Source organism: Amycolatopsis tolypomycina, from assembly GCF_900105945.1.
Lineage (GTDB): Bacteria > Actinomycetota > Actinomycetes > Mycobacteriales > Pseudonocardiaceae > Amycolatopsis > Amycolatopsis tolypomycina.
This window is the reverse complement of the sequence record NZ_FNSO01000004.1, coordinates 5,652,055-5,675,252: the sequence shown is the minus strand read 5'-3', so window position 1 is coordinate 5,675,252 and position 23,198 is coordinate 5,652,055. Positions and strand designations below refer to the sequence as shown.

The 23,198-nt window shown below is 69.8% G+C and carries 25 protein-coding genes and 1 pseudogene; 17 read left to right on the top strand and 9 right to left on the bottom strand.

Annotated elements, in window-relative coordinates:
• The first annotated feature begins 141 nt into the window (after positions 1 to 141).
• A complete protein-coding gene (locus tag BLW76_RS35560) occupies positions 142 to 357 on the top strand; it encodes an RGCVC family protein (protein ID WP_091315874.1) in 216 nt (71 codons plus the stop codon).
• A gap of 75 nt (positions 358 to 432) precedes the next feature.
• Positions 433 to 894 carry a DUF5994 family protein gene (locus BLW76_RS35555; protein WP_091315871.1) on the top strand — a complete coding sequence of 154 codons (462 nt, stop codon included), beginning with the start codon at positions 433 to 435 and terminating at the stop codon, positions 892 to 894.
• A gap of 34 nt (positions 895 to 928) precedes the next feature.
• On the opposite strand, the gene BLW76_RS35550 is transcribed toward BLW76_RS35555, so the two are convergent.
• Both BLW76_RS35550 and BLW76_RS35545 read right to left on the bottom strand, forming a co-directional pair.
• The gene (locus tag BLW76_RS35550) at positions 929 to 1,249 is read right to left on the bottom strand and encodes a hypothetical protein (protein ID WP_091315869.1); all 321 of its coding nucleotides are present in this window, start codon (positions 1,247 to 1,249) and stop codon (positions 929 to 931) included.
• Between the two features lie 127 nt (positions 1,250 to 1,376).
• On the bottom strand, positions 1,377 to 2,603 hold the full coding sequence (locus BLW76_RS35545) for a carboxylate-amine ligase (protein ID WP_091315867.1): 1,227 nt from the start codon (positions 2,601 to 2,603) through the stop codon (positions 1,377 to 1,379).
• Positions 2,604 to 2,971: 368 nt separating this feature from the next.
• Here BLW76_RS35545 and BLW76_RS35540 point away from each other — a divergent pair, with 368 nt between their 5' ends.
• The 3 genes from BLW76_RS35540 (at position 2,972) to BLW76_RS35530 (ending at position 5,254) form a co-directional block, all read left to right on the top strand.
• Entirely contained in the window at positions 2,972 to 3,601 is a 630-nt protein-coding gene (locus BLW76_RS35540) for an STAS domain-containing protein (RefSeq protein ID WP_091315864.1), read from the top strand.
• 62 nt (positions 3,602 to 3,663) lie between these two features.
• A complete protein-coding gene (locus tag BLW76_RS35535; protein WP_143060751.1) occupies positions 3,664 to 4,098 on the top strand; it encodes a hypothetical protein in 435 nt (144 codons plus the stop codon).
• A 106-nt stretch (positions 4,099 to 4,204) separates the two neighbouring features.
• Entirely contained in the window at positions 4,205 to 5,254 is a 1,050-nt protein-coding gene (locus tag BLW76_RS35530; protein ID WP_091315860.1) for a fatty acid desaturase family protein, read from the top strand.
• 78 nt (positions 5,255 to 5,332) lie between these two features.
• On the opposite strand, the gene BLW76_RS50115 is transcribed toward BLW76_RS35530, so the two are convergent.
• Complete coding sequence (locus tag BLW76_RS50115) at positions 5,333 to 5,857, bottom strand: sensor histidine kinase (RefSeq protein WP_244170467.1); 525 nt, start codon at positions 5,855 to 5,857, stop codon at positions 5,333 to 5,335.
• Between the two features lie 42 nt (positions 5,858 to 5,899).
• Positions 5,900 to 6,154 (bottom strand): annotated as a pseudogene (locus tag BLW76_RS50840) (histidine kinase dimerization/phospho-acceptor domain-containing protein); the annotation flags it as partial.
• Between BLW76_RS50840 and BLW76_RS50110 the strand changes: the two are divergent.
• The 4 genes from BLW76_RS50110 to BLW76_RS35510 all read left to right on the top strand — a co-directional run bounded on the left by BLW76_RS50110 (position 6,035) and on the right by BLW76_RS35510 (position 9,412).
• Complete coding sequence (locus tag BLW76_RS50110; protein WP_244170466.1) at positions 6,035 to 6,310, top strand: hypothetical protein; 276 nt, start codon at positions 6,035 to 6,037, stop codon at positions 6,308 to 6,310. The pseudogene BLW76_RS50840 and the gene BLW76_RS50110 overlap by 120 nt on opposite strands.
• A 570-nt stretch (positions 6,311 to 6,880) precedes the next feature.
• Positions 6,881 to 8,167 carry a tyrosine-type recombinase/integrase gene (locus tag BLW76_RS35520; RefSeq protein WP_244170711.1) on the top strand — a complete coding sequence of 429 codons (1,287 nt, stop codon included), beginning with the start codon at positions 6,881 to 6,883 and terminating at the stop codon, positions 8,165 to 8,167.
• Between the two features lie 37 nt (positions 8,168 to 8,204).
• The gene (locus BLW76_RS35515; protein ID WP_167384852.1) at positions 8,205 to 8,615 is read left to right on the top strand and encodes a helix-turn-helix domain containing protein; all 411 of its coding nucleotides are present in this window, start codon (positions 8,205 to 8,207) and stop codon (positions 8,613 to 8,615) included.
• A 68-nt stretch (positions 8,616 to 8,683) separates the two neighbouring features.
• Entirely contained in the window at positions 8,684 to 9,412 is a 729-nt protein-coding gene (locus BLW76_RS35510) for a hypothetical protein (protein ID WP_091315852.1), read from the top strand.
• Positions 9,413 to 9,446: 34 nt separating this feature from the next.
• Here the strand turns inward: BLW76_RS35510 and BLW76_RS48975 are convergent, their stop codons facing one another.
• From BLW76_RS48975 to BLW76_RS35490, 5 genes are read right to left on the bottom strand one after another with little or no spacing between them, the layout of a single operon-like run.
• Entirely contained in the window at positions 9,447 to 9,614 is a 168-nt protein-coding gene (locus BLW76_RS48975; protein WP_167384851.1) for a hypothetical protein, read from the bottom strand.
• Positions 9,615 to 9,617: 3 nt separating this feature from the next.
• Positions 9,618 to 10,958, bottom strand: coding sequence for a flavin monoamine oxidase family protein (locus BLW76_RS35505; RefSeq protein WP_091320284.1), 1,341 nt, complete (start codon positions 10,956 to 10,958; stop codon positions 9,618 to 9,620).
• Between the two features lie 5 nt (positions 10,959 to 10,963).
• On the bottom strand, positions 10,964 to 12,397 hold the full coding sequence (locus BLW76_RS35500; protein ID WP_091315850.1) for a gamma-aminobutyraldehyde dehydrogenase: 1,434 nt from the start codon (positions 12,395 to 12,397) through the stop codon (positions 10,964 to 10,966).
• A gap of 14 nt (positions 12,398 to 12,411) precedes the next feature.
• A complete protein-coding gene (locus BLW76_RS35495; RefSeq protein WP_091315847.1) occupies positions 12,412 to 12,744 on the bottom strand; it encodes a cupin domain-containing protein in 333 nt (110 codons plus the stop codon).
• On the bottom strand, positions 12,741 to 14,099 hold the full coding sequence (locus BLW76_RS35490; RefSeq protein WP_091315844.1) for an NAD(P)/FAD-dependent oxidoreductase: 1,359 nt from the start codon (positions 14,097 to 14,099) through the stop codon (positions 12,741 to 12,743). Before BLW76_RS35490 ends, BLW76_RS35495 begins: the two co-directional genes overlap by 4 nt.
• A gap of 226 nt (positions 14,100 to 14,325) precedes the next feature.
• Between BLW76_RS35490 and BLW76_RS35485 the strand changes: the two genes are divergently transcribed.
• The 8 genes from BLW76_RS35485 to BLW76_RS35450 all read left to right on the top strand — a co-directional run bounded on the left by BLW76_RS35485 (position 14,326) and on the right by BLW76_RS35450 (position 23,156).
• Positions 14,326 to 15,741, top strand: coding sequence for an amidase (locus BLW76_RS35485; protein ID WP_091315842.1), 1,416 nt, complete (start codon positions 14,326 to 14,328; stop codon positions 15,739 to 15,741).
• Between the two features lie 27 nt (positions 15,742 to 15,768).
• Positions 15,769 to 17,412: an ABC transporter substrate-binding protein gene (locus BLW76_RS35480; RefSeq protein ID WP_091315839.1), complete on the top strand. Its 1,644-nt coding sequence runs from the start codon at positions 15,769 to 15,771 to the stop codon at positions 17,410 to 17,412.
• Positions 17,399 to 18,346, top strand: a complete 948-nt coding sequence (locus tag BLW76_RS35475; protein ID WP_208613459.1) for an ABC transporter permease — start codon at positions 17,399 to 17,401, stop codon at positions 18,344 to 18,346. The genes BLW76_RS35480 and BLW76_RS35475 overlap by 14 nt, the downstream gene beginning before the upstream one ends.
• A complete protein-coding gene (locus tag BLW76_RS35470) occupies positions 18,346 to 19,203 on the top strand; it encodes an ABC transporter permease (protein ID WP_091315837.1) in 858 nt (285 codons plus the stop codon). Before BLW76_RS35475 ends, BLW76_RS35470 begins: the two co-directional genes overlap by 1 nt.
• On the top strand, positions 19,200 to 20,186 hold the full coding sequence (locus BLW76_RS35465; RefSeq protein WP_091315835.1) for an ABC transporter ATP-binding protein: 987 nt from the start codon (positions 19,200 to 19,202) through the stop codon (positions 20,184 to 20,186). The genes BLW76_RS35470 and BLW76_RS35465 overlap by 4 nt, the downstream gene beginning before the upstream one ends.
• A complete protein-coding gene (locus BLW76_RS35460; RefSeq protein ID WP_091315832.1) occupies positions 20,183 to 20,962 on the top strand; it encodes an ABC transporter ATP-binding protein in 780 nt (259 codons plus the stop codon). Before BLW76_RS35465 ends, BLW76_RS35460 begins: the two co-directional genes overlap by 4 nt.
• A gap of 74 nt (positions 20,963 to 21,036) precedes the next feature.
• Positions 21,037 to 21,579 carry a hotdog family protein gene (locus BLW76_RS48970; RefSeq protein ID WP_091315829.1) on the top strand — a complete coding sequence of 181 codons (543 nt, stop codon included), beginning with the start codon at positions 21,037 to 21,039 and terminating at the stop codon, positions 21,577 to 21,579.
• The gene (locus tag BLW76_RS35450) at positions 21,576 to 23,156 is read left to right on the top strand and encodes a class I adenylate-forming enzyme family protein (RefSeq protein ID WP_091315827.1); all 1,581 of its coding nucleotides are present in this window, start codon (positions 21,576 to 21,578) and stop codon (positions 23,154 to 23,156) included. Before BLW76_RS48970 ends, BLW76_RS35450 begins: the two co-directional genes overlap by 4 nt.
• The last annotated feature ends 42 nt before the right edge of the window (positions 23,157 to 23,198 follow it).

Here is a 23,198-nt window from a genome sequence, read left to right as displayed (position 1 = left end):
CGGCACGGGCGTAAGGTGGCGGTATCGCCCCGGACCTCGGCGTGTCCCCTGGAGCCGGCCCGAAGCCGGAAGTTCGAGCGAGTCCCGGTTGCTCATCGGTCCCGCGCCCGGATGATCAGCACCGGCAGAAGGAGATCCGGCATGTCGTCCCTCGATCTCGAAACCGGCGCCGCCGCCGCGGAAATCGGCGATCCGGCCGCGGCCGCCTGCGCGGTGTGCCCCCATTCCCCGGAATCGCACGATGTGATCGCGCGCCGGTTCTGCACGGCGACGCAGGCGGGCGGGTTCCACCGCGGATGCGTGTGCACTGGTGCATCGGACGCCGCGGTGACCACGGCGATGCGGGTCGCGAAGTGAAGGGCTCGTCATGAACGCCTTCGGGGAACCCGCGGGCCGGTTCGTCCGGCCGTCGTCGCGGAAGGAGCGCCGGGCATGACTTTTGCGCCGGACGACGCCGCGGGTCCCGTGGTCGGCTCACCGGCCCTCGACCGGCGGCTGCGGCTGAAAACGCCGGGTGCGGTCAAGGGCTGCTTCGACGGCGCCTGGTGGCCGCGCTCCCGAGAACCGGTGGCGGAATTCAGCGCCCTGGTCACCGCGCTCGCCGTGGATTCGGGCCCGGTGGACCGGATCGGCTTCAACCCGGCGATGTGGGATCTGCCCCCCGGGAAGCTCGCGCTCGAATCCGGTTTCGTGGAGCTGGCGGGGTTCTTCGGCCTGGACCGGCATACGATCGTCGTCATCGGACCGCGCATCCGCCGGCTGACCCTGCTGGTGGTGCCACCCGACGCCGCTGCCCCCGCGGCGGAGCGAGCGCTGGCAGCGGCCACCGCGCCGGACGCGAGCGGCTCCGCCGTGCTGATCCTGACCGCCAGCGGCATCCTCGGCCCGGCTTGAGGAGGAACCGGCCGCGGTGGGCGCCGGTTCCGTGTCACGGATGCCGGCTCTCACCTGTCGGAGGGCATCGCGAAGCCGGTGGTTCCCCGGCCGGCGGTGCGGTCACGGCGATGACGTCCTGGACGTCCAGCCAGCGCACCGCGGCCGTGTCCCCGCCGTCGGCGATGACCGGGACACGGCCTCCCCCTGGGCCCAACTCGGGCGGCCCGACCAGGGTGCCGGTCCGCGGCGAGTGTGGATCCGTCCCGGCGTAGGTGACGCGCCAGTTGCCGACGCTGAACGCGATCTGCCGCCGAGGCGGGAAGGGCAAGCCGGGGCCCGCCGTCGCGCTGGGGTCCGGCTGCCCGGAGGTCATCGTCTGCTCCTCGGCCGTGGGAGTGGTTCCACGGGCTACGTGGAACCGCGGGCACGCCGGGGTCCGGGGCGGTCCGGTCAGCCTAGGCGTTGTCCACTGTTCACCGGCCGGGAATCCCCCGGATGGGTCACCCGGGAGAAGCGGTGTTTCCGGTTCGCGCTCCGGTCGCCGGCGCCGATCGGCCGTCGTGGACGGCGGCGGGGCGGGGCACCGGCGGCGAGCCGGGCCAGGCTGCCCCGGCGAGGGTCACCGTTGCCAGCTCCGCCACGAACGCGGCCGGCGAGCCGGCTCCCGCGAACAGCGCGCGTTGGCGCGCTGCGCCGGTTCGGCCCGCCCGCACCACGGCGAGCTGACGGTCGATTGCCGCAAGGTCCCCGGTGGCTCGCAGGGCCGGCCGGACGTACTCCAGGAGCCGGTCGGTGAGTACCTCCTGCGAGAGGAATTCGCCGGTGAAGGGGTCGATGCCGAGGCCGGGGTAACCCGCACGCGCCGCGGCGGTGAGCGACGCGGCCACCAGCGGAGCCCGGACGGGCCGCGGTGCGACGCCCGCCCGGGCCTCCGCGAGGATCGTGACGGCCAGGGCGCGGACCAGTCCCGCCTGCAGCACGGCGTCCTCGGCGGTCAGCCCGACGTCCGCGATGCGGACCTCGACCGTCGGGTGGTTCGGGGAGAGCCGGGCGTAGAAGTAGACGCCTTGGTCGTCCAACGCATCACCACGGCGAACCACGTCGTCGACGCTCGCGGCGTAGGCGGCCGCGTCCGGCCAGTCCCGCGGGGGCTTCGCGGTCGGCCAGAGCGACCACAGCGGGTACCGCCCGCTGGCCCACCCGGAGTCCACGTCGTGGGCGAAAGGTGAGTTCGCGCTGATCGCGAGGAGCGGGGCAAGCCAAGGACGCAGCCCGGCCAGGACCCGGACGCCGAGCGCCGGGGAGGAGATACCGACGTGCACGTGGCAGGCGCACGTGCCCGCTTCCGGGAGAAGCGCGGGGAATCGGCCGGCCAGCGCGCGGTACCGCGGTTCGGCGGTGACAGCGGGCAGGCCCGGTAGGTCGCCGCACGGCGGTGTGCCGGACGCCAGCAGCAGGCACCCGGCGTCGGCGGCCGCGCCCGCCACGAGGCCGCGCAAACCGAGCAGCTCCGTCCGGAGCTCGTCGAGGCCGGTGTGGATGCCGGTGGCGGTTTCGATCTGGAAGCGCAGGAACTCCGGCATCACCGCGGATTCACCGTCGAGCAGTTCCAGGATGCGGGGCGCCGCGAGCGCCACCGCGCCGGTCACGGGGTCCGCGAGGACGAATTCCTCCTCTACGCCGAAGGTGAGTGCGTCACCCTCCGGCAGCAAAAGTCGCGCGTCCACGGCCCGGCTCCGTCCTTCGGTCGGACTGCCGAGCCTCGCCGGTCCGGCTCCGCCGGAGAAAGGGCCGCTGGTCACCGATCGGGCAGCTTTCGGCCCTTCCGCCGGGTACCAGGCGAACGGCATGCGCGTGACCGCCGGGCCGCCGACGCCGGCTGGCCTGCCGAGCCGCCGGTGAGGGCTTACCCTGTGGGTACCGCGCCGGGAGGGCCGAGACCACGCGCTCGCGACGATCGCCGATCGACAGCTGGCCGTGTTCCGCGCCGCGGAGGTCAGCGTAGGAGCTGATCGTGAACCACTCCGAATCTGGCCATGGCCTCAGACCACACTCGAGTACCTCTGTTTCCCGGCCGCTGCTGCGGCTCGCGTCGATGCGCCGGGGAGACGTCCTCGTGCTCACCGCGGCCGGCGAAATCGACCTGTCCACCACCCCCGACCTGAGTGAATCGCTGGCCGGCGCCATCGCTCAGCGGCCACCGACGCTCGTCGTGGACCTCACTCCGACCACGTTCCTCGCCTGCGCCGGCCTGTCGGTCCTCCTCGCGGCGCATCAGCTGACGGGTGATCGGACTCGCTTCGCCGTGGTCGCCGGCTCACGGGCCTCGTGGCGGCCGATCCACCTCACCGGGGTGGACCGGCTCCTGACCGTGCACCGCCGCCTGGACGACGCGGTGGCCGACGCCGCCCCGATGGTCGTGCGGACGGTCGTCGCGGATGCGACGATCCTGGTCACCGCCACCGGCGGGGCGCGGGCCGGTGCGGCCGAGGCGCTGACCGAAAAACTGCGGCAGGCGTCCGAACTCTGCCGCGGCGTCGTCCTGGTCGACGTGTCGGCCTGCACGCTCCCGGCCGTGGACGTCGTCGGCAGCGTGCGGGCCGCCTTCACCCGGGACGGCCGGGACCGGGGTGGTATCCGGGTCCTGAACGCCGACGAGGACCTGAGGAAGGCACTGGAGGCCGCGGGTATCGCCTGCTGCGTCCCAGCCGGGCGGGGCCGGTGACCGGGGCGGAGGACCGCCACCCCGTCGAACCTCCGTGGGTCCGCGGCGCCGAGGTCGGCGACGTGGATCGCATCCTGGAGATGGTGTACTTCCTCGCGCGCCGCACCGGCCGGTCGCCCGGTGCCGCCGCTCGGCTGTGCACCCGCCTGGTCCCCGAACTGGTGGTCTCGTCCGCCGGCGCGCCGGATTCCCCCGGTCACCGCCTGGCCGCGGCGCGGCGTGGCCGGGTCGCCGTGGCGACCGCCGTGCGGGCCCGCAGCCGTCGGTGTGACCCGGCGGTGTTCGACGACGCCCTGGCCGACGCTGTGGCGCGGGACGAACTGGTGCTCCTGCCCCCTCGCCAGCGCTTCACCGTCTGGTCGGTGGCGGTCCGGCACCGGCCGATCGCCGAGGTCGCCGCGGAGACGGGCTGGTCCCGGTCCCAGGTCGTGCGCCTGCTCAACGCCGGGCTGGCCACCATCACCGAGTGGGGCCGGAAGTCCGTCCCGAGCGCTTGAGACGCCGGTCGGCCTGGTTTGATCAGCGGCGCGGCCGGGAATCCGGATCGGGTATCGAGTGGCCGCCCCAGTCCCCGGCGCCCGCAGGACTCGGGGAAGGACTCCCATGGACGTATCTTCGGTGAGCGAGGGCGCCGGCCTCCGGGCGGCGTCACGCAACGACTTCGGCGCTCTCGGCCGCCTCGTGCGGCATGAAGGCCTGCTTGACCGGCGCTACGGCTACTACGCGGTGAAGATCAGCCTGACCCTGCTGGCCTTCGCCGGCGGCTGTGCGGCGTTCGTGCTGCTGGGCGATTCGTGGTGGCAGCTGGTCACGGCGGTGTTCTTCGCGGTGATGTTCGCGCAGGTCGCGTTCCTCGGTCACGACGCCGGGCACAACCAGGTCTTCCGCACCGGGCGGGCCAACGACCGCGCCGGTTACGCGTTCGGCGGGATCGTCGGCATGAGCTACGGCTGGTGGATGGGCAAGCACACCCGCCACCACGCCAACCCCAACCACGAGGGCGACGATCCCGACATCGACATCCCCTTGCTGGCCTTCACCCGCGGGCAGACGGAGCACAAGAGTGGGTTCGTGCGCTGGACGTCGAAGCACCAGGCGGCGTTGTTCTTCCCGTTGCTGCTGCTGGAAGGCCTGAGCCTGCACTGGGCGGGCATCCAGGCGGTGTGGCGCGGGGAGGTCAAGACCCGGTGGCTCGAAGCGGTGCTGCTGTCCGCGCACGTCGTGGTGTACCTGGGGGCGGTGTTCGTGGTGTTGTCCCCGCCGGTCGCCTTGGCGTTCATCGCCGTGCACCAAGGACTGTGGGGCGTGTACATGGGCTGTTCGTTCGCGCCGGGGCACAAGGGCATGCCCACCTACACGGACAAGACCGAGCTCGACTTCCTGCGCAAGCAGGTGCTGAGCAGCCGCAACGTCCAAGGCCGCCGATGGGTGGACTTCACGCTCGGGGGGCTGAACCACCAGATCGAGCACCACCTGTTCCCGAGCATGCCGCGGGCCAACCTGCGCCGCGCGCAGCCTCTGGTGCGCGCGTTCTGCGCCGAGCACGGAATCGACTACGCCCAGTGCGGGCTGCTGAAGACCTACCACTACGTCCTGCAGCACTTGCACGAGGTGAGCGCACCACTCCGCGTGGCGGGCGCACCTGCCCGCTAGACCTTGGGGAGGGCCCGCGCCGCGATTTGCGGGTCTATCCGGTGATCTTGGGACCCTCCCTTCCGAACCAACGTGCGGTCAACGCATGACCCCGGGCGCATCCTGCGGCGAGGCACGCTCAGGTAACGGTACGAAGTGGACGGTGACGGTCAAGCCGCCCTGGGGGCGTGCGATCGTGGTGAGGGTGGCGTGGTGGGCTTCGGCCACGGCGTTGACGATGGCGAGGCCGAGACCGTGGCCGCTGTGGTGGTCGTTGCGGTCGGCTGAGAGCCGCTGGAAGGGCTGGAACAGCCGATGGAGCTGGTCTTCGCGTATGTCGGGGCCGCTGTTGGTGACCGTGATAGCCGCGCCCAGCCGCGAAACTTCGGTTGTGACAACCACCCGGCCCGCCGGGTGGTTGTGGCGGATGGCGTTGTCGACGAGGTTGGCGATGAGGCTTTCGATCAGTCTCGGGTCGCCGGTTGTCACTGCGGGGGTGAGGTGTTCGGCGATGTCGATGCCTTTCTCGGCGGCCTGGTCGCGGCGGGAGCGCAGGATTCCGGTGGCGACGTGAGCGAGGTCGACCGGTTGCCGGTGAGTGACCCCGCGTTCGCTGGTGGCCAAGGCGAGCAGCGAAGTGACAAGCCGTTCCTGGAGCCCGCCGAGGGCCAGAGCTTCCTGACAGGCCGTACGGAGGGTGCCGGTGTCGGCATCGGGGTCGCCGAGCGCGACTTCCAGCAGGGTCCGTAGGCCTGCTAGGGGTGTTCGCAGCTCGTGGGAGGCGTTGGCGACGAAGTGCCGTTGGGCGGTGAAGGAGGCTTCCAGCCGGGCGAAGAGGTCGTCGAGGATGTGGCCCAGTTCGGTCAGCTCGTCGACGGGCTCGCCGAGGTCGAGGCGCTGGTCGAGGTTGCCGGCGGAGATGGCCCTGGCGGCGGTGGTGATGGCCCGCAGTGGCCGGAGGAACCGGCCGGCGACGAACCAGCCGCCGGCGAAGGCGACGGGGGCGAGTACGGCGAGCGCGACGGCGGATCCGGTGAGGAGCTGGTGTGGGGCCGATTCCCTGGCCGGTTCCGGTGATCGCGGCCGGCGCCGTGGGCGTGGAGGCGGGGCCGGGTGCGGTCGACTGGATGCCGATGAAGGGCAGCGTGACGACGGCGAGGACGACGACCCCCGCCAGGTAGATGCCGGCGGTGTAGACGAGCGTGAGCCTGGCTCGCAAGGACCGGCTGGTCACGGTGGTCCGATCCGGTAGCCGCCTTCGCCCGATACCTGGCAGTCGGCGTTCGTGGGCACCGTGTTACCCAAGCGTGTCCGGCGATGCCTAAGCGGAATGCGCAGAAGCGTCCGTCATCAGCTGCCTAAAACTGGGCAGCAGGACCGGGTCCGGCTGGTGCTTCCTGGATGGCGGTCGGCGCCTGCATCCTCGTGAGGAGTGGCCGTTGGAGTTGTCTGCGCTGGGGAACTACACCTGTTGCGGAACGACGCTTCGTTGTTCGCAGCTTGGTGCGGGAGGTCGTTGTGGCGTGGGTGGAGCAGTGTGGCAGCAGGTCGTGGCGGGTGAGGTATCGGCGGCAGGGGTGCGGTGTTCGCTCGGTGTCCGGTTTCGGCTCGCGGCGTGACGCTGCGGCCTACGCTGCTGGGTTGGAGGTGGATCGGCGTCGGCGAGTGTGGATCGATCCGGCCGACAGCGCGGTCACGGTGGAGGAGTGGGTGGCGCGGTGGTTCCGGTCGCTGGATCTGGATCCGCGGACGATCGAGAGCTACCGCAGCCGGTTGCGGTGTCACATCCTCCCGAAGTTCGGGGGTATGCCGGTGGGTGCGATTACGGCGCTGGGGGTGGCCGAGTGGGCTCGGGAGCTGGAGCGGGCAGGATTCGCCCCGTCGACGGTGAGCTCGCAACTGAACCTGCTGTCGATGCTTCTGACTGATGCGGCCGACGAGCGGCTGATCCCGTTCAACCCGGTACACCGGCGGAGGCGTCGCGGCCGGCGGTCGCGACGGGCGGTGCCGGAGCGGGTGTGGGCGACGCCGGAGCAGGTGGTGCGGATCGCCGAGCAGGCCGGTGTGCTCGGTGGGCCGATCGCGTGGCTGCTGGTGATCACCGCGGCGTGGACCGGTTGCCGGTGGGGTGAGCTGGCCGGCTTGCACCGGGACAATGTCGATCTCCGGCGGGGTGTGATCGTGATCGATCCGCTGGTGGGGGCGTTGCACGAGTCGGGGTCGATGCGGTGGCTCGGGCCGCCGAAGACCCGAGCTTCGGCGCGGAGGATCGCGCTGCCGCCGTTCCTGGTCGCGCTGCTGCGGGAGCACCTTGCGCGGCACCGGTATGAGTTTGTGTTCAAGACGCCGAGCGGGACGTGGTTGTGGCGCTCGACGTTCCTGCGGCGCGTCTTTCGCCCGGCGGTCGACGGCAGCGAGGCGTCCGGGACCAAGGCGGGCTGCGCGGCGGTGCGGCCGGGGTTGACATTCCACGGGTTGCGGCACAGCCACAAGACGTGGCTGATCTCCGGCGGCGCGCCGGAGATCGCCCAGGCCCGCCGGCTCGGGCACCACTTGGACAACCGGGTCATCGAGACCTACTCCCACGTTGCGCCGGAGGTCGAGCAGCGGCTACTGGAGGACCTCGAACGGCGCTGGCACGCGGCGGCCCCGCTACCGCCGACGCCGTCACCGAGTGTGGTCGACAGCGGGCGGATGGCGGCGGTTGTCCCCCTCTTCGCCACGGTAGGGGTCACTCGCCGGCCGGGGCCGGGAGCAGCTGGAATGCCACGCCGACGCCGGAACGGGGCTGGGGCAGTGCTCCAGTTCTGCCCCGCCAGGAGCACAAGATCACGCCGCAAGCCGATCACCGATGATCGAACCCGGAACGCAGAAAACCCCTCCGACCAGCCCGGAAGGCTGAAACGAAGGGGTTCCTTACGGTGTGGAGGTTAGGGGACCTTACTCGAACACAAAAGACCAGGTCAGGGCCTTGGAAGAGCTCCGCGAGAAGCTCCCCAGCCTCGATACGTCCGAGCTGACGTCGGTCGAGCGGGACCGACCCCGGCGTGTCCGGCGGCTCGGCACTGATCAAGTCGAGCAGTTGATCGCCGGGTATCGATCTGGCGCGACGGTATATGAACTGGCTGACCGGTTCCGAATCGAACGACGGACGGTCAGCAACATCCTCCGTCGGTACGGCGTGCCGATGCGCCGCCGTGGCCTCTCGCCCGAGCAGGTCGACGATGCCATCCATCTCTACGAGCTCGGCTGGTCCCTGGCGCGAGTCGGTCGGCATCTGGGGGTCGATCACGTCACCGTGCTGAACAAGCTGCGCGAACGTGGCATCCCCACCCGAGACACCCATGGGCGTCCGCGCGTCGAGGCAGGTGATGCTCGATGATCCAGCCCGCAGCTGATTTGTCAGGTCGATCAGGTTCGGATGGGGCTCGTGTCGTTCGAGCTGTCACAGTGATCATGGGTGTCGTTGTCGGCCTGACTTTCCTGTTCGGTTTCGGAAACGTTCTCAATCTCGCGGTTCGCCTCGGCGTGCCCGTCTGGGTTGCTCCACTTGTCGCACCTGCAGTCGATCTCTCGATCCTCGGGCTTCTGATCGGCAGTCGGCACTTGGCCCTGGCGGGGGTGACAGCAGCGCAACTGCGGCCGGCTCGCCGACTGCTGTTGTTCGCGAGCGTGGTGACCCTGGCTTTCAACGTGGCCGACCCGGTCGTAGCCGGTGAGTATGGCCGGGCTGCGTTTGACGCCGTGGGTCCGTTGTTGCTGATCGGATGGGCTGAGGTTGGCCCGGATCTGCTGAGGGCGCTGAGTACCGCGAGTCGTGTGGCCGAAGCATCGCCGGAAGACGTGGGGCCGGTGCAGGCTCCGCGCGCCGACGAACCAGCCGCGTTCGGTCAGACGGTGCCGGAATCATCTGGGGACGACGCGACACCCGATGGTACGTCGGTATGCAAGCCGGGCAATCGGCCAGCTTCCAGGTTGGTTGATGACGATCTGCTTGGGCGGGCGAGGGAGGAGGACGCGCGTCACTGGGATGCGTGTCACCGGCCGATCTCCGCGGACACGCTTCGGCGGAAGCTCCGTATCGGCGCCGCCCGCTCCAGGCTGCTTGTGGCGATGATCCGAGCTGACGCGCAAGGGCGATCGGCTCAGGCCGAGGTGGCGACGCAGGCGCGAGCGTGATGCCGGATGATTGGCGTCTTCGTCCGCCAGGGGTTCACACCGTGCTCATCGGCGGCATTTGTTCGTGCGCCGCTTCGACATCGATCTCAGGTTCCAGCCGTTCAAGGTAGACCTTGGGCTGGATCGAGACTTCGTCGTTGTGCCCGGCCAGGCGCGGCAGCCCTCGCGATGGGGGAAGCGGCTCGAATTGGTGATTGCCCATCGGTCATTTCAGCAGGCGCGCGGCGATGTCTTCGCCTACTCGGACGGCGCCATCGACGTGCAGGAATCCGTGTCCGGCCACGTCGCTGCTGCCGAACTCGAGGACCCCGGCTGGACGCCGAAGCGCCGCGCCGTAGCGGGTCAGTCCGCCCAGGTCGAAGGTGCTGCCGTAGGCGCCGCCGGTCAGCTCTTGGTGCTGCCAGTCGGATTCCACGTAGAGAAGCGGGTCGCGCGCGGGGTCGCCGAAGTAGGCCGCGAGCGAGTCGAGGATCCGCTCACGCCGTGCGGCGACGTCGAGCCGTCCGACGTCGTCGGCGTTGACGTCGGAGACGAAGCCGACCAGGAATCCGCGGGAATCGTTCTCGGGAGTGTTGTCGTAGACCTCGTGCACGGTTTGGTAGGGCCCGAATCCGGTGCCGCTGAGACCTTGCTCGCGCCAGAACGGGGTCTCGTAGGCGGCCTGGACCTTGATGACCAACCCGAACGACTGGTGGTCCTGGGCCATCCGGCGCTCGGCCGGCAACGCGGGGGAGAAGCGGATCCGGCGCATCAACGGCGGCGGCACGGCCAGCACGGCACGGCGGGCCCGGATCGCCGTATCAGGACTGTGCACGGTGGCGCCGTGCTCATCCCACTCGATGCTCGTGACGTCGATTCCCAGCCGCACCCGGGTGCCGAGCCGCGCGGCCAGCGCCAGCGGGACCGACTGTAGCCCGCCGGTCACGCGACGGTCGAGGATGAAGTCGGCATCGACCAGGTTGCTGAACGAGCCCGCGCTCGCCGACATCTGCAGAGCCTGCAGCAACGAGAACGCGTGGGCCGGCTTGGTCAGCATCGCGGGTCCGAGGTAGAGCGCGATGTTGTCGCGAGCTTCCTGGTCGTGGCTCTGCTGCTCGAGCCAGGCACGGAACGAGGTCCGGTCGAGCCGCTCGGCGTCCGGGTGTTCCCAGGGACGCTGAGGGTCGACCTCGGCGGTGAGCGCGTCGAGTTTCGTGGTGAGCGTCTCGATCGCGGCCGCCGTCGCGGCCGGAACGGGCAGCTCGTGGTCGAAGCGGTGCGCCATCCCGGCCCGGTCGACGTAGAGCGACCGGCCTGCCCGGTAGCGGGGAAACGTCGGCAGGCCGAGTTCGTCGAGCAGCGCCAGCAAGGCCGTCTGGTCGGGGGCGACCCACTGCCCGCCCATCTCGAAGTCCGCCTCGTCGCCCTGGCGGTGCCGCTCGGTCAGCAGCCGGCCGCCGACCCGGTCCCGGGCTTCCAGCACCACCACGTCGCGGCCGGCCTCGGCCAGGCGCCACGCGGCCGTCAGCCCGGTCACGCCAGCCCCAACGATGATCACGTCGTGCATGCCGGTCACTCCCCGATCCAGGACATCACGTGCTTGACGCGGGTGTAGTCCTCGAGTCCGTACACCGACAGGTCCTTGCCGTAGCCGGAGTGCTTGAACCCGCCGTGCGGCATCTCCGACAGGTACGGGATGTGGGTGTTGATCCACACCACACCGAAGTCGAGTGCCTTGGACACGCGCATCGCCCGGCTGTGGTCGCGGGTCCACACGCTGGAGGCGAGGCCGTAGCGGCAGTCGTTGGCCAGGTGCAGCGCGTGGGACTCGTCGGTGAAGCGCTGGACGGTGATGACCGGACCGAACACCTCGTCCTGCACCAGGACGTCGCTCTGGCGCAGGTCGGCCAGCACGGTCGGCGCGTAGAAGTAACCTCGCTCGCCGACGGTGTGTCCGCCGGTGACGAGCCGGGCGTGGCCGGGTCGCTCGTCGACCATCCGCGCGACGCGCGCGAGGTGAGCCGCGTTGTTCAACGCGCCGTAGGTGGCGTTGTCATTGTCCGGCCCGCCGGGCACGGTCGCGCGCGCCTGTCCGGCCAGCGCTGCCAGGAATTCGTCGTGGATCCGCTCGCTCACCAGCACTCGGGTGGCCGCGGTGCAGTCCTGTCCTGCGTTGAAGAATCCCGCCCCGGCGATCCCGGCGGCGGCCTTCTCGATGTCGGTGTCGTCGAAAACCAGCACCGGGGCTTTGCCGCCCAGCTCCAGGTGCACGCGTTTGACGTCGGAGGCGGCCGAGCCGGCTACCTCCATGCCGGCCCGCACGGAGCCGGTGATCGCCACCATTTCCGGCCGCGGATGGGCAACGAGCGTGCGGCCGGTGTCGCGGTCGCCGCAGACGACGTTGAGGACTCCCGGTGGCAGGAACTCCTGGCACAGCTCGGCCAGCATGGTGGAGGTGGCCGGCGTGGTGTCGCTGGGCTTGAGGACGACGGTGTTGCCGGCGGCGAGCGCGGGCGCGATCTTCCACACCATCATCGGCAGGGGGTAGTTCCACGGCGTCACCTGACCCACGACGCCGATCGGTTCGCGTCGCACATACGAGGTGTGGCCGGGCAGGTACTCCCCGGCGGACTTTCCTTCGAGCACGCGGGCGGCGCCGCCGAAGAAGCGGAGGTGGTCGACGGTGGGGGGCATCTCCTCCGACAGCGTGACGTGTCGCGGTTTGCCGGTGTCGAGGCATTCGGCGTCCACGAACTCTTTCGCTCGTGACTCCAGGGCGTCGGCGATCCGCAGCAGGGCCAGTGACCGCTCCTGCGGTGTGGTCCGAGCCCACTGCTCGAACGCCCGGCCAGCGGCTGCGTAGGCCCGGTCGAGGTCGGCCTGACCGGACAGCGCGGCCTGGGCGTAGACGTCGCCGGTCGCGGGGTCGACGACGTCGTAGGTCCGGCCGTCGGCGGCGTCGACGACCTCGCCGTCGATGACGTTGCAGAAAACCTTGTCGGGCACGTTCCGTCCTCCGGTCAGATCAAGTAGAGCTTGCGAAGCCGATCAGTGACCCGCCACGTCGTGCGGTCACCGGCATGGAGCCGGACCAGCGTCCCCGGCCGCAGGTCGAGCACGCTGGAGTCCGTGAACTCGACGGTGCCCGCTCCGGCCAGGACCAGGAATACCTCGTCGGCCTCGATGTCGACGTCGGTGCCCGGCCCGGCCTCCCACAGCCCGACCTCAGTGCGCCCGAGGTGCGTGAGCCTGATCGACGCGGTCGCCAGTGTGGCGGACGCGCCGTCCGGTTCGAGTCCGGCGGTGTGGAGGTCGGCGCTGATCAGCCGGGCGGCCGCGAGCGCGCCGGTCATGAGTCGAACCCCAGACCGAGGCGGTCGAGCAACCGCAGCCACAGGTTGCGCCGGCCGGTGCGGTCCGCGCGGTCCAGCGACCAGCGGGTGAACTGGATGCCGAGCCAGGCGATCGGCTCCGGCGGGAACGGCAGCGGCTTGTCCCGCACCATGCGCAGCCGCGTGCGCTCGGTGTCGAGGCCGGCCAGCTGGTCGAGCATGACGTCGGCGGCGAACCGCGAGGCTCCCACACCGAGGCCCGTAAAGCCGGCGGCGTAGGCGGTCCGGCCGCCGTGGGCGCGGCCGAAGAACGCGGCGAAGCGGGTCGAGGTGTCGATGACCCCGGCCCAGCGGTGGGTGAAACGGATGCCTTCGAGCTGGGGGAAGGTCTCGGCGAAGTGCCGGGCGAGCTTCTCGAAGGTCGCCCGGCGGTCCTCCGACTCGTCGCGGATGGACCGTCCGAAGTGGTAGATCGCGTCGTAGCCGCCCCACAGGATCCGCCGGTCGGGCGTGATGCGGTAGTAGTGGAACTGGTTGCCGCAGTCGGTGGCACTGATCGCCGGATCCCACTTGATCGTGTCGAGGTGCGCGTCGGTCAGGGGTTCGGTCGCGAGCACGTAGTCGTAGACGGGCACCACCGGCCAGCGGGTACGACGCAGCGGCCCGGGGAAGACGTTGGTCGCGAGCGCGACCCTGTCCGCCCGCACGGCGCCCCCGGTCGTCGACGCGAGGACGTGACCGTCCTTTTTGGTCAGCGACGTCAGGCCGGTGTGCTCGAAGATGCGCACGCCCTGTGCCTCGGCGGCCGCGGCCAGTCCCCAGGCCAGCCGGGCGGGGTCGAGCACCGCAGAGTCCCGCGGGGCATATCGTCCGGCCAGATAGGTCGGCGAGTCGATGATCTCGCGAACGGCCATCGCGTCGAGAAAGCCTTCCCGACCAGGGCGAAGCGCGGCCACTTCGTGTGGACGCGTCGCGACGGTCAGGCTCCCGCCGCGCTGGAAGCCACACTCGATTCCGTACCGGTCGATGGTTTCTTCGATGGCGTCCAGGTTTTCCAGGCCGAGGCGGTGCAAGTGGTCGTATTCCCCGGGCCAGCGAGCGCGGCCGTTGTGTTCGCCGTGGGTGATGCTGGCCTCGCAGATCCCGCCGTTGCGGCCGGTGGCGTGCTCGGCGAGTCGATCACGCTCGACGAGCACGACACGCACACCCGGGTTCCGTTCCGCCGCGCGCAGGGCAGTCCACAGACCGGTGAAGCCGCCACCGACCACCAGGAGATCGGCGGCGATGTCGTCGTCGAGCGCAGGCCGCGGTGCGGGCCGGTCGGGCGTGTCCAGCCACAACGGCTGCAAGATCGAATCCGCCAGTGAAGCCGTCATGCGGGGGTTCCTCTGCTCTCGCCGGCCCGGGGTCGTCCGGCCGCGAGGCGGACATCAACACCGAGATATCGATGACGTTACACAACGTACGTCACACATAATCCCCTTGGGAAGAGGTCAATCCCGGTCGATGTCGGCCAAGTTTTCACGGGAAATTTTTTGTATGTCTTGCGTTACACAACCAGCGTGACACATACTGCTGGCGTTCCCGACCAGAGGAGCCGGCATGCCGGATGAGCTGCACTGGAAGACCGCCGCGGAGCTCGCCGAGCTCTATCGCAGCCGCGCGGTGTCGCCGGTCGAGGTGGTGGACGCGGTCCTGGACCGGATGGAGCGGGTCGACCCGACGCTGAACATCATGGTCACGCCCACCGGCGATCAGGCCCGCGCGGCGGCGAAGGAAGCCGAGCGGCGCTTGCAGACCGGCGAGCAGTTGCCGCCGCTGTACGGGATTCCGATGACCGTGAAGGACCTCGCGGAGACCGCGGGAGTGCGAACCACCTACGGCTGCACGGCTTTCGCGGAGTTCGTGCCGGACACGGACGCGATCGGGTGGGCCCGGCTCAAGGAGCAGGGCGTGATCCTGCTCGGCAAGACCACGACGCCCGAGTTCGGCCTGCTCGGTGTCACCGAGAGCAAATTGACTGGTTCGACCAGTACACCGTGGAAACCGGGGTACAACGCGGGCGGTTCGAGCGGGGGCGCCGCCGCGGCGGTGGTGGCGGGTGTCGGCCCGATCGCCTGGGGATCGGACGGCGGCGGATCCATCCGGGTGCCGTCATCGTTGTGCGGCGCGGTGGGGATCAAGCCCTCGATCGGCCGGGTACCGACGGCCGGCAACACCGACGGTGACACGACCGACGGTCCGATCGCGCGGACTGTGCTCGACGCCGCCCTGGTCCTCGACGCGACGGCCGGCCACCACCCTGCCGACCGGTTCTCGATTCCGCGTGACACGCGCAGTTACGCCGAGACGGCACGCGCCCCCGGCGACCTGACCGGTGTGCGGGTCGCCGCCTGCACCGACCTGGGGCAGCGTGTGCTGGATCCGGACGTCCGGAAACTCTTCGCCGAGGCGATCGAGGACCTGCGTTCCGCGGGCGCGATCGTCGAGGAGGTCGGCATCGAGTTGCCGGACACCATGACGTTCTTCGACCACTACAACGGCTACGAGTACCTCGAAATCGCCCAGGAGATGCAAGAAAAGGGGCTGGAGGTGTGGCCCATGGTCCTCGAACTGGCCCAGCGGGCGGAGACGCTGACCGGGCAGCAGGTCCACACGGCATTACGCCGGGGCAAGACCGATATCTACCACGCTTTCCTCGCCGCCATGGGCGACGCCGATGTCATGGTGACCCCGACGACGCCAGTCGCCGCCTTCCCGCACGGCGGTGATCGCGGACCGACGCGCTTGGTCGACGGGCAGGAGACGCTGCCCCTTGGCGTGCTGATCCACCAGATGACCGAGCCCCCCAGCCATGCCGGACTGCCCGCCTTGTCCGTACCCGGCGGGTTCACTTCCGAAGGCCTGCCGATCGGCCTGCAGTTCATCGGACGCCTCTGGGCCGACGCCGACGTGGTGTCGGTGGCCGCGCGGTACGAGCGCGCGACCAGCTGGCACACCCGGCACCCCGAACTCTGAGTACTCGCCCCGGTTGAAGGAGAACCCATGAAAATCGCCCCCCGGACAGCGCGCGGAGTCACCGCCGCTGCCGCGGCACTCATCGCGAGCAGCACACTGGTGGCCTGCAGCGGCGGAGGCGCCGCGGGCTCCCAGCCGATCAACGCGTCGCAACTCGTCGATTCCCTGCCGTCCGCCAAGGCAGACGTCGACAAGATCACCTGGAACGTCACCGGCGAACCCGACACCCTGGACCCGCGCAACGCGGTCAACTACGGCTCCGGCCAGATCGTGCGCAACATGTGCGAGGGTCTGCTCAAAATGGACGCCAAGTTCGCCATCAGCCCGAACTTGGCGACCTACCAGCAGGTCTCGCCCACGGAACTGAAGCTCACGATCCGCGATGGGGTGAAGTTCTGGGACGGCACGCCGCTCACCGCCGGCGACGTCGCCTACAGCCTGCAGCGCTCCGCGGCGCAGGACTCGGTCGTCAGCTTCGGCTTCACCTCCGTCCGGGACATCGCGGTCACCGGCGCCAAGGAAGTCACGGTGAGCTTCAAGCAGCCTGACTCGGCGTTCATCGGCTACCTGGCGACCGTGGCGGGGGTCGTCCTCGAAAAGGCGTGGGCGGAGAAGACCGGCGACCAGGTCGGGACGTCCACCGGCGGCCTCATGTGCACAGGCCCGTACAAGTTCGGCTCGTGGCGGGCCGGCAGCGGAATCACCATCGAGCGCAACGATCAATACTGGAACACCGAGCTGAAGCCAAAGGCGAAGACAGTCGACTTCACGTTCGTCTCCGACGACACCGCACTGGCCCAAGCCCTCGGGGCCGGCGAGATCGACGGCGCCTACGAGCTGCCCGTCTCGACGTTGCCGAAACTGACGGCGGCCAAGACCGGCCGGGTGGTGTTCGGTCCCTCGACCCAGAGCACGGAGCTGCTCGTGGCCCGTCCGGACGGCCCGCTCCGGAACCAGAAGCTGCGTGATGCCCTGCAGCGAGCCGTCGACCGGGACGGCATCGCCAAGGTCGTCTTCAACGGTGCCGGACAGGCCAACTACACCGAGCTGACCCCGATGACGTGGCCCACCGCCGAGCGCGCCGTCTACCAGCCAGCGTACGACCAGTGGGTCAAGGCGCGCTCCTACGACGTGAACGCCGCGAAGCAGCTGGTGAAGGAGTCGTCCTACGACGGCAGTGAACTGGTGCTGGCGATCCAGGGCGGCGACGAGGCGTCCTCCCGCGTCGCGCAGCTGTTCCAGCAGCAGGCGAGCGCGATCGGGGTCAAGATCAAGATTCAGACCATGCAGCCCCTGGTGTTCGCCCAGGCCAGCTACGACGCGACCAAACGTGCCGGCGTCGACCTCCTCTACACCTCGAACTTCAACTCGCAGCAGAACCCGCTCGAGCCACTCGGGTTCGACCTGCTGCCGGGCCAGCCCTACAACTACACCGATTTCGACGATCCCGCGGTGACGAAACTGCTCGGCGACGCCCGTGCGTCGTTCGACCCCAAGCAGCGCGCCGAGCTGATCGTCCAGGCCCAGGCGCTCTACGAGCCGAAGTCGGCCATGATCTCCCTCGTCTCGACGAACACGGCGACGTTCCTCAGCAACAAGCTGACCGGAGCGGTCACCTCGTTCGCGTACTGGTCGATGCCGCAGATGGCTTATGTCGGTGCTGCGCAATGACCTGACGCGGCGGATCGCCGGAATGGTGGCCGGCGCCATCGTGACGATCCTTGCCGCGTCGTTCGTGATCTACGCCGGTCTGGCCGCGGCCCCCGGCGACCCCGTCGCGCAGATCCTGGGTGCGAAGGCCACGGACGCGGCCCGCGCGGACCTGCGGGCGCGCCTCGGGCTCGGCGACCCGCTGCTCGAGCGGTACTGGCACTGGCTCACCGGAGTCCTGCACGGCGACTTCGGTACGTCGCTGACCGCGCGCCAGGACGTCACCGGCCTGCTCGGACCGCGCCTGTCCACGACGGTCCTGCTCGTGGTCATGGCCGCGGTGTTGGTGATCGTGATCGGCATCGGGCTCGGCGTGGCCGGCGGGGTCAGCCGCCGCGGGCGGCCGGTCGTGTCGGTGCTGGTCGGCCTCGGCGTCGCGGTGCCCGGCTTCGTGGCCGCCAACGCGCTCATCGGCATCTTCGCCGTCCAGCTCGGGTGGTTCCCGACCTATGGCGGCGGCACAGGCGTCCCGGATCAGGTGTGGCACCTGACCCTGCCCGCCGTCGCGCTGGCGATCGGCTATGGCGCCTACGTGGCCCAGCTGACCTCCGCCGCCGTCTCGGAGGAGGCCGAAAAGGAGTACGTGACGACGGCCTACGGGCGGGGCGTGCCGGCCGGTGTCGTCCTGCGCCGCCACACGTTGCGCAACGCCGCGCTGCCGGTGCTGACCGCGTCGGGGCTCGCGGTCGGCGGCCTGGTGGCCGGCACCGTCGTCGTCGAGCAGACATTCGGAATCGACGGCATCGGCGCCTTGCTGGTGCGCAGCGTGTCCAGCAAGGACTACCCGGTCGTCGCCGCGGTCAGCTTGCTCATCGTGGCGGTGTTCGTCGGGGTCACCACGATCATCGACCTGGTCCAGGTGCTCCTGGATCCGCGGGAGAGGGCCAAGTCCTGATGGCGATCACCTGGCGGTTCGCCGGAACCACCGTCCGGCGGCGATACGCGTCACTGGGCCGGCCGGCCCTGGTGGTCTCGGCCGTGCTCGCCGGTGTCCTGACCCTGCTGGCGATCATCGGCCCGTGGATCGCGCCCTACGACCCGGCCGCGACCGACGTGCTGGCGGCCGGCCAGGGCTCGAGTGGCGGGCATCTGCTGGGCACCGATTCGCTGGGCCGCGACATCCTCTCGCGTGCCTTGGCCGGCGCCCGGCTCAGCTTCGCCGGGCCCGCGGTCATCGTGCTGATCAGCTCGACCCTCGGCACGACTCTCGCCCTCTTCGCCGCTTGGCACGGCGGCTGGGTCGACCGCACGGTCAACCGGTTCCTCAACGTCCTGTTCTCGGTTCCCGGCATCCTGGTCGCCGTTCTGGCCTCGGCGGTGTTCGGCGCCGGGTTCTGGGCGCCGGTGCTGGCGCTCGGAGTCGTCTACACGCCCTACATGGCGCGGGTCGTGCGCAGCGTCGCCGTCCGGGAGCGCCGGCGGGGATACGTCGAGAGCCTGCAGCTGGCCGGCCTGTCCTCGTGGCGGATCTCGCTGCGGCACCTCGTGCCCAACGTGCTGCCGATGGTCGTGGCCCAGAGCACCTACGGACTGGGCTCGGCGCTCGCCGACTTCGCGGCCATCTCGTTCATCGGCCTGGGCATCCAGCCCCCGGCGGCCGAATGGGGCGTCATGGTCTCCGACGGGCGCTCCGAACTGCTCGATGGCGCCGTTCAGCAAAGTCTCGTCGCCGGCTCGTTGATCGTCGTCACGGTCGTCGCCTTCAACGTCCTGGGCGCCCAGCTCTCGTCCCGATCCGGAGGCCGGCCATGACCCCCGCTCCACTCCTGACGCTCCGGAACCTGCGCGTACGCGCGCGTGGAACCGAGCGCACACTGGTGCGCGACGTCTCGCTGGACGTCGACACCGCCGAGTCCGTCGCCTTGGTCGGTGAGTCCGGCTCGGGCAAGTCGATGTCGATCAAAGCCGCGATGCGCCTCCTGCCGCCGGGCATGACCGCCGAGGGACACATCCGATTCGACGCGAGCAACGTCCTGGAACTCAACCGTCGCGACCTCGCGCGGTACCGGGCGCGCGACGTGGCCCTGATCCACCAGGATCCTCGTGCGCACATCAACCCCACCCGCACCATTGCCCAGTTCGTGACCGAAGGCGTCGTGTGCGCGGGGCAGCTGTCCGAGGACGAGGCGATCGAACGGGCGTGCACCCTCATGCGTGACGTCGGCATCGATGATGCCCCGCGGCGGATGGCGCAGTTCCCGCACCAGCTCTCCGGCGGACTGCTGCAGCGGGTGATGATCGTCGCCGCGCTGCTCCCGTCACCACGCCTGATCTTCGCCGACGAGCCCACGACCGCCCTGGACGTGACGGTCCAGTCCGACGTCCTGGCGATCCTGCTCGAGCAGATCCGCGACCGGCAGCTGGCGATGCTGTTCGTGACCCACGACCTGGACCTCGCGGCCGCGGTCACCGACCGGGTCGCGGTCATGTACGCGGGGTCCATTGTGGAGACCGGGACCTCCGCCGAGGTCTGCGAGCGCCCGCTGCACCCCTACACCGCGGGCCTGCTGGCCTCTCGTCCCTCGACCACCGAAGTCCGCCGGTTGACCGCGATCCCCGGGCGACCGGTCGCCGCCTACGAGGTGGGGGAGGGGTGTCCCTTCGCGCCGCGGTGCTCCTTCGCCACCGACGAGTGCCGGACGCAACGGCCTCAGCAGCGCACGGTCCAGGGACGGTCGGTCGCGTGCCACCACGCCGAGGACATCGTGGACCGCTTGCCGGAGCGTGCGTCATGACGGCCGTCACTCACCGGGACCTCGTCCTCGACGTCACCGGACTGGGCAAGACGTTTCACAGCCGAGCCGGCGGTGCGCACGAAGCGCTGCGCGACGTCAGCTTCTCCGTCGAACGCGGCTCATGCCTTGCGGTCGTGGGCGAATCCGGCTCGGGCAAGACCACTGCGGCCCGGATCGTGGCGGGGCTCGAAACCGCCACCGAGGGCTCGGTGGAGCTGGCCAGCGCAGGATCCGGGTGCGGCGTGCAGATGGTCTTCCAAGATCCCTACGGCTCGCTGGACCCCCGTCAGGCGATCGGGGCCGGGTTGCACGAGCTGCTGCGAGTCCACGGGATGCGGCGCAAAGCCGACCGCGCGGACCGGGTGGCGGAGCTGCTGGACTCGGTCGGCCTGGACGAGCGGCACACCGCGCACCACCCACGATCGCTCTCGGGCGGCCAGTGCCAGCGCGTCGCGATCGCCCGTGCCCTCGCGCTCGAGCCGACACTGCTGATCCTCGACGAGGCGGTCTCCGCCCTCGACGTCAGCGTGCAGGCCCAGGTGCTCAACCTGCTGGCAGACATCCGCGAGCGAACCCGCATCACGTATCTGTTCGTGTCGCACGACCTGGGCGTGGTGCGACAGGTCAGCGACACCTGCGTGGTGCTGCGGAAGGGGCAGATTGTCGAACAGGGGCGCACGATCGACGTCCTCGACTCTCCGCAACAGCCCTACACGCAGGCTCTGGTCGACGCGGTACCCCGGCCAGGCTGGCAGCCCCGCCGTCGCTCCGGCTGAGGCTGGCTCGCCTGCCCGAGCATTCACCTGACTCGGAAATAGAACGAATCTTATATAACGAGGAGCATAGAATCTTGGCTGCTGACCTCTCCGACACCTCCGAGGTCGTCATCATCACCGTCGACTCGCCCGCGGCCATTCCCGGGCTCGTCGGCCGTTCCTTCACGACACCGTGGTTCACCGTCGATCCCGACCGCTCCGAGCAGTTCGAGTTCGCCACGTACCTCGACAGCTACCCCCACCCCTGCGAAGAGGGCGACGGGGACGGCTACGGTCCCGGGCTCGTCGAAGGATTTCACCTCCTCGGGATGATCGACTACCTGCTCAACCACGTGCTCGTGCCGGAGTTCCGGTGCGTGCCGTGGAACTACGGGCTCGACCACGTGCGGTTCGTGTCGGTGGTCCGCGTGACCGACCGGTTCCGCATCACCGGTACCGTCCGCGAGGTCGTGGACCGCGGCGCCCAGGGGCACCTGGTCGTGCTCGACCTCACCGCCCGCGTCGACGGCCGTGACAAGCCCGCGTTCGTCGCGACACAGCGCGCGTTGTGGGTCACCGACGACGAGGCCGGCCCGGCCGCAGAGTCCGGTTCCACCGACGCCAGGAGTGACTCATGACGCACTTGCGTGCCGACTTGACCCCGCACCAGCAGTCCCTGCTGGGCAAGACCATGCCCGATGCCCTCGACGCCGCCGCGGCGGCGTGGCCGGACAGCGCGGCCCTGCACGAGATCGAGGGTGAGCAACGCTCGCTGACCTGGAGCGAACTGCGGACCGCGGTCACCAGCGTGCGTTCGGGACTCGAGGCGACGGGACTGCGTCCCGGTGACAAGGTCGGGGTCATCACCCGCAACCAGGTGGAATTTCCCATCGCCTGGCTCGCCATCGTCGAGGCGGGTGCGGCCATCGTGCCCCTCAATCCGAAGTACACCTATCGCGAACTAGCGTTCGTGCTCGGTGACGCCGGAGCAACGTGGCTCATCGGCACCGAAGATCTCATCGAGCAACACGCCACCGACGGACGGGTCGGCCCGGTAGGACTCGACCGGGTCGTCGCGATCGGTGCGAGCGATCGTGCCGGGCTGAGCTACGAGAAGCTCGTCGCGTCGACCCCGACCCCTCGCCGCACGGCGATCGACCCCCTGGAAGTCACCAACATCCAGTTCACCTCGGGAACGACCGGGCTGCCGAAGGGATGTTTGCTGACCCACGAGTACTGGATGGAACTGGGGCTCTACGGTGTGGCCCTGGAGCAGGAGGCCAGGCGGATCCTCGCCGACCACCCCTTTTACTACATGCAGAATCAGGCGTACTTCATGCTCGCCGTCGTCCGGGGCGCCGCGCTGTACATCACCCCGGGGCTGAGTCGGCGCAAGTTCATGGGCTGGCTGCACGACTACCGCATCGACTTCGCCTGGATCGACGAGGACATGCTCGAGTTTCCCGAGGATCCGCGCGACAAGTCACTCGCCCTCAAGCAGGCTCCGGTCGCCGGCCTGCCCGTTGTCGCGTACGCGCCGATCGAAGAGCGGTTCGGGATCAAAGCCCGTGAGTGCTACGCCAGCACCGAGATCGGCTCGGGAACGGCCGTCCCGTTCGACCGCGACGACCTCGCCGGCACCGGTTCGATGGGTTTCTGCTACCCCAACCGGGAAACCAAAGTCATCGACAAGGATCTTGGAGAAGTCCCGGCCGGTACGGTGGGCGAGCTGTGCGTCCGCGGCACCGGCATGATGCTCGGGTACCACAACCGTCCCGAGGCCAACGCCGAACTGTTCTTGCCCGGCGGCTGGTTCCGCACCGGCGACCTCGTCGTGAAAGACCACGACGGCCAGCACTACTTCCGCGGCCGCCTTCGCGACATGATCCGCCGCAGTGGCGAGAACATCTCCGCCGCCGAAGTCGAACTGCATCTCGACGGCATGCCCGGCGTCGAAGCCGTCGCCGCGGTGCCGGTGCCGGACCCCGATCGTGAGGAAGAGGTCAAGGTGATCGTGGTGCCGGAAGCGGGTGTGGAGCTCACGGCCGAGCAGGTCGTCGCCTGGGCTCGCGGTGGGCTGGCGCCGTTCAAAGTTCCACGGTACGTGGAATTCCGTGCGGAGCTTCCGTATACGCCCAGTGGCAAGGTGCACAAAGCGGCGCTCAAACAGGAGCCGCACCCGCTGCACGAGGGCGTGATCGACACCAGATCCTGAGGGTTTGGTGGTGTGCAGCCTGGCCGCCCACTACTATGTAAC

What these genes read in the sequence shown, in the direction of transcription:
- BLW76_RS35560 (WP_091315874.1), top strand. Translation starts at nt 142, where the DNA reads ATGTCGTCCCTCGATCTCGAAACCGGCGCCGCCGCCGCGGAAATCGGC.
- BLW76_RS35555 (WP_091315871.1), top strand. Translation starts at nt 433, where the DNA reads ATGACTTTTGCGCCGGACGACGCCGCGGGTCCCGTGGTCGGCTCACCG.
- BLW76_RS35550 (WP_091315869.1), bottom strand. Translation starts at nt 1,249, where the DNA reads ATGACCTCCGGGCAGCCGGACCCCAGCGCGACGGCGGGCCCCGGCTTG.
- BLW76_RS35540 (WP_091315864.1), top strand. Translation starts at nt 2,972, where the DNA reads ATGCGCCGGGGAGACGTCCTCGTGCTCACCGCGGCCGGCGAAATCGAC.
- BLW76_RS35530 (WP_091315860.1), top strand. Translation starts at nt 4,205, where the DNA reads ATGGACGTATCTTCGGTGAGCGAGGGCGCCGGCCTCCGGGCGGCGTCA.
- BLW76_RS48975 (WP_167384851.1), bottom strand. Translation starts at nt 9,614, where the DNA reads ATGGGCAATCACCAATTCGAGCCGCTTCCCCCATCGCGAGGGCTGCCG.
- BLW76_RS35505 (WP_091320284.1), bottom strand. Translation starts at nt 10,958, where the DNA reads ATGCACGACGTGATCATCGTTGGGGCTGGCGTGACCGGGCTGACGGCC.
- BLW76_RS35495 (WP_091315847.1), bottom strand. Translation starts at nt 12,744, where the DNA reads ATGACCGGCGCGCTCGCGGCCGCCCGGCTGATCAGCGCCGACCTCCAC.
- BLW76_RS35490 (WP_091315844.1), bottom strand. Translation starts at nt 14,099, where the DNA reads ATGACGGCTTCACTGGCGGATTCGATCTTGCAGCCGTTGTGGCTGGAC.
- BLW76_RS35485 (WP_091315842.1), top strand. Translation starts at nt 14,326, where the DNA reads ATGCCGGATGAGCTGCACTGGAAGACCGCCGCGGAGCTCGCCGAGCTC.
- BLW76_RS35480 (WP_091315839.1), top strand. Translation starts at nt 15,769, where the DNA reads ATGAAAATCGCCCCCCGGACAGCGCGCGGAGTCACCGCCGCTGCCGCG.
- BLW76_RS35470 (WP_091315837.1), top strand. Translation starts at nt 18,346, where the DNA reads ATGGCGATCACCTGGCGGTTCGCCGGAACCACCGTCCGGCGGCGATAC.
- BLW76_RS35465 (WP_091315835.1), top strand. Translation starts at nt 19,200, where the DNA reads ATGACCCCCGCTCCACTCCTGACGCTCCGGAACCTGCGCGTACGCGCG.
- BLW76_RS35460 (WP_091315832.1), top strand. Translation starts at nt 20,183, where the DNA reads ATGACGGCCGTCACTCACCGGGACCTCGTCCTCGACGTCACCGGACTG.
- BLW76_RS35450 (WP_091315827.1), top strand. Translation starts at nt 21,576, where the DNA reads ATGACGCACTTGCGTGCCGACTTGACCCCGCACCAGCAGTCCCTGCTG.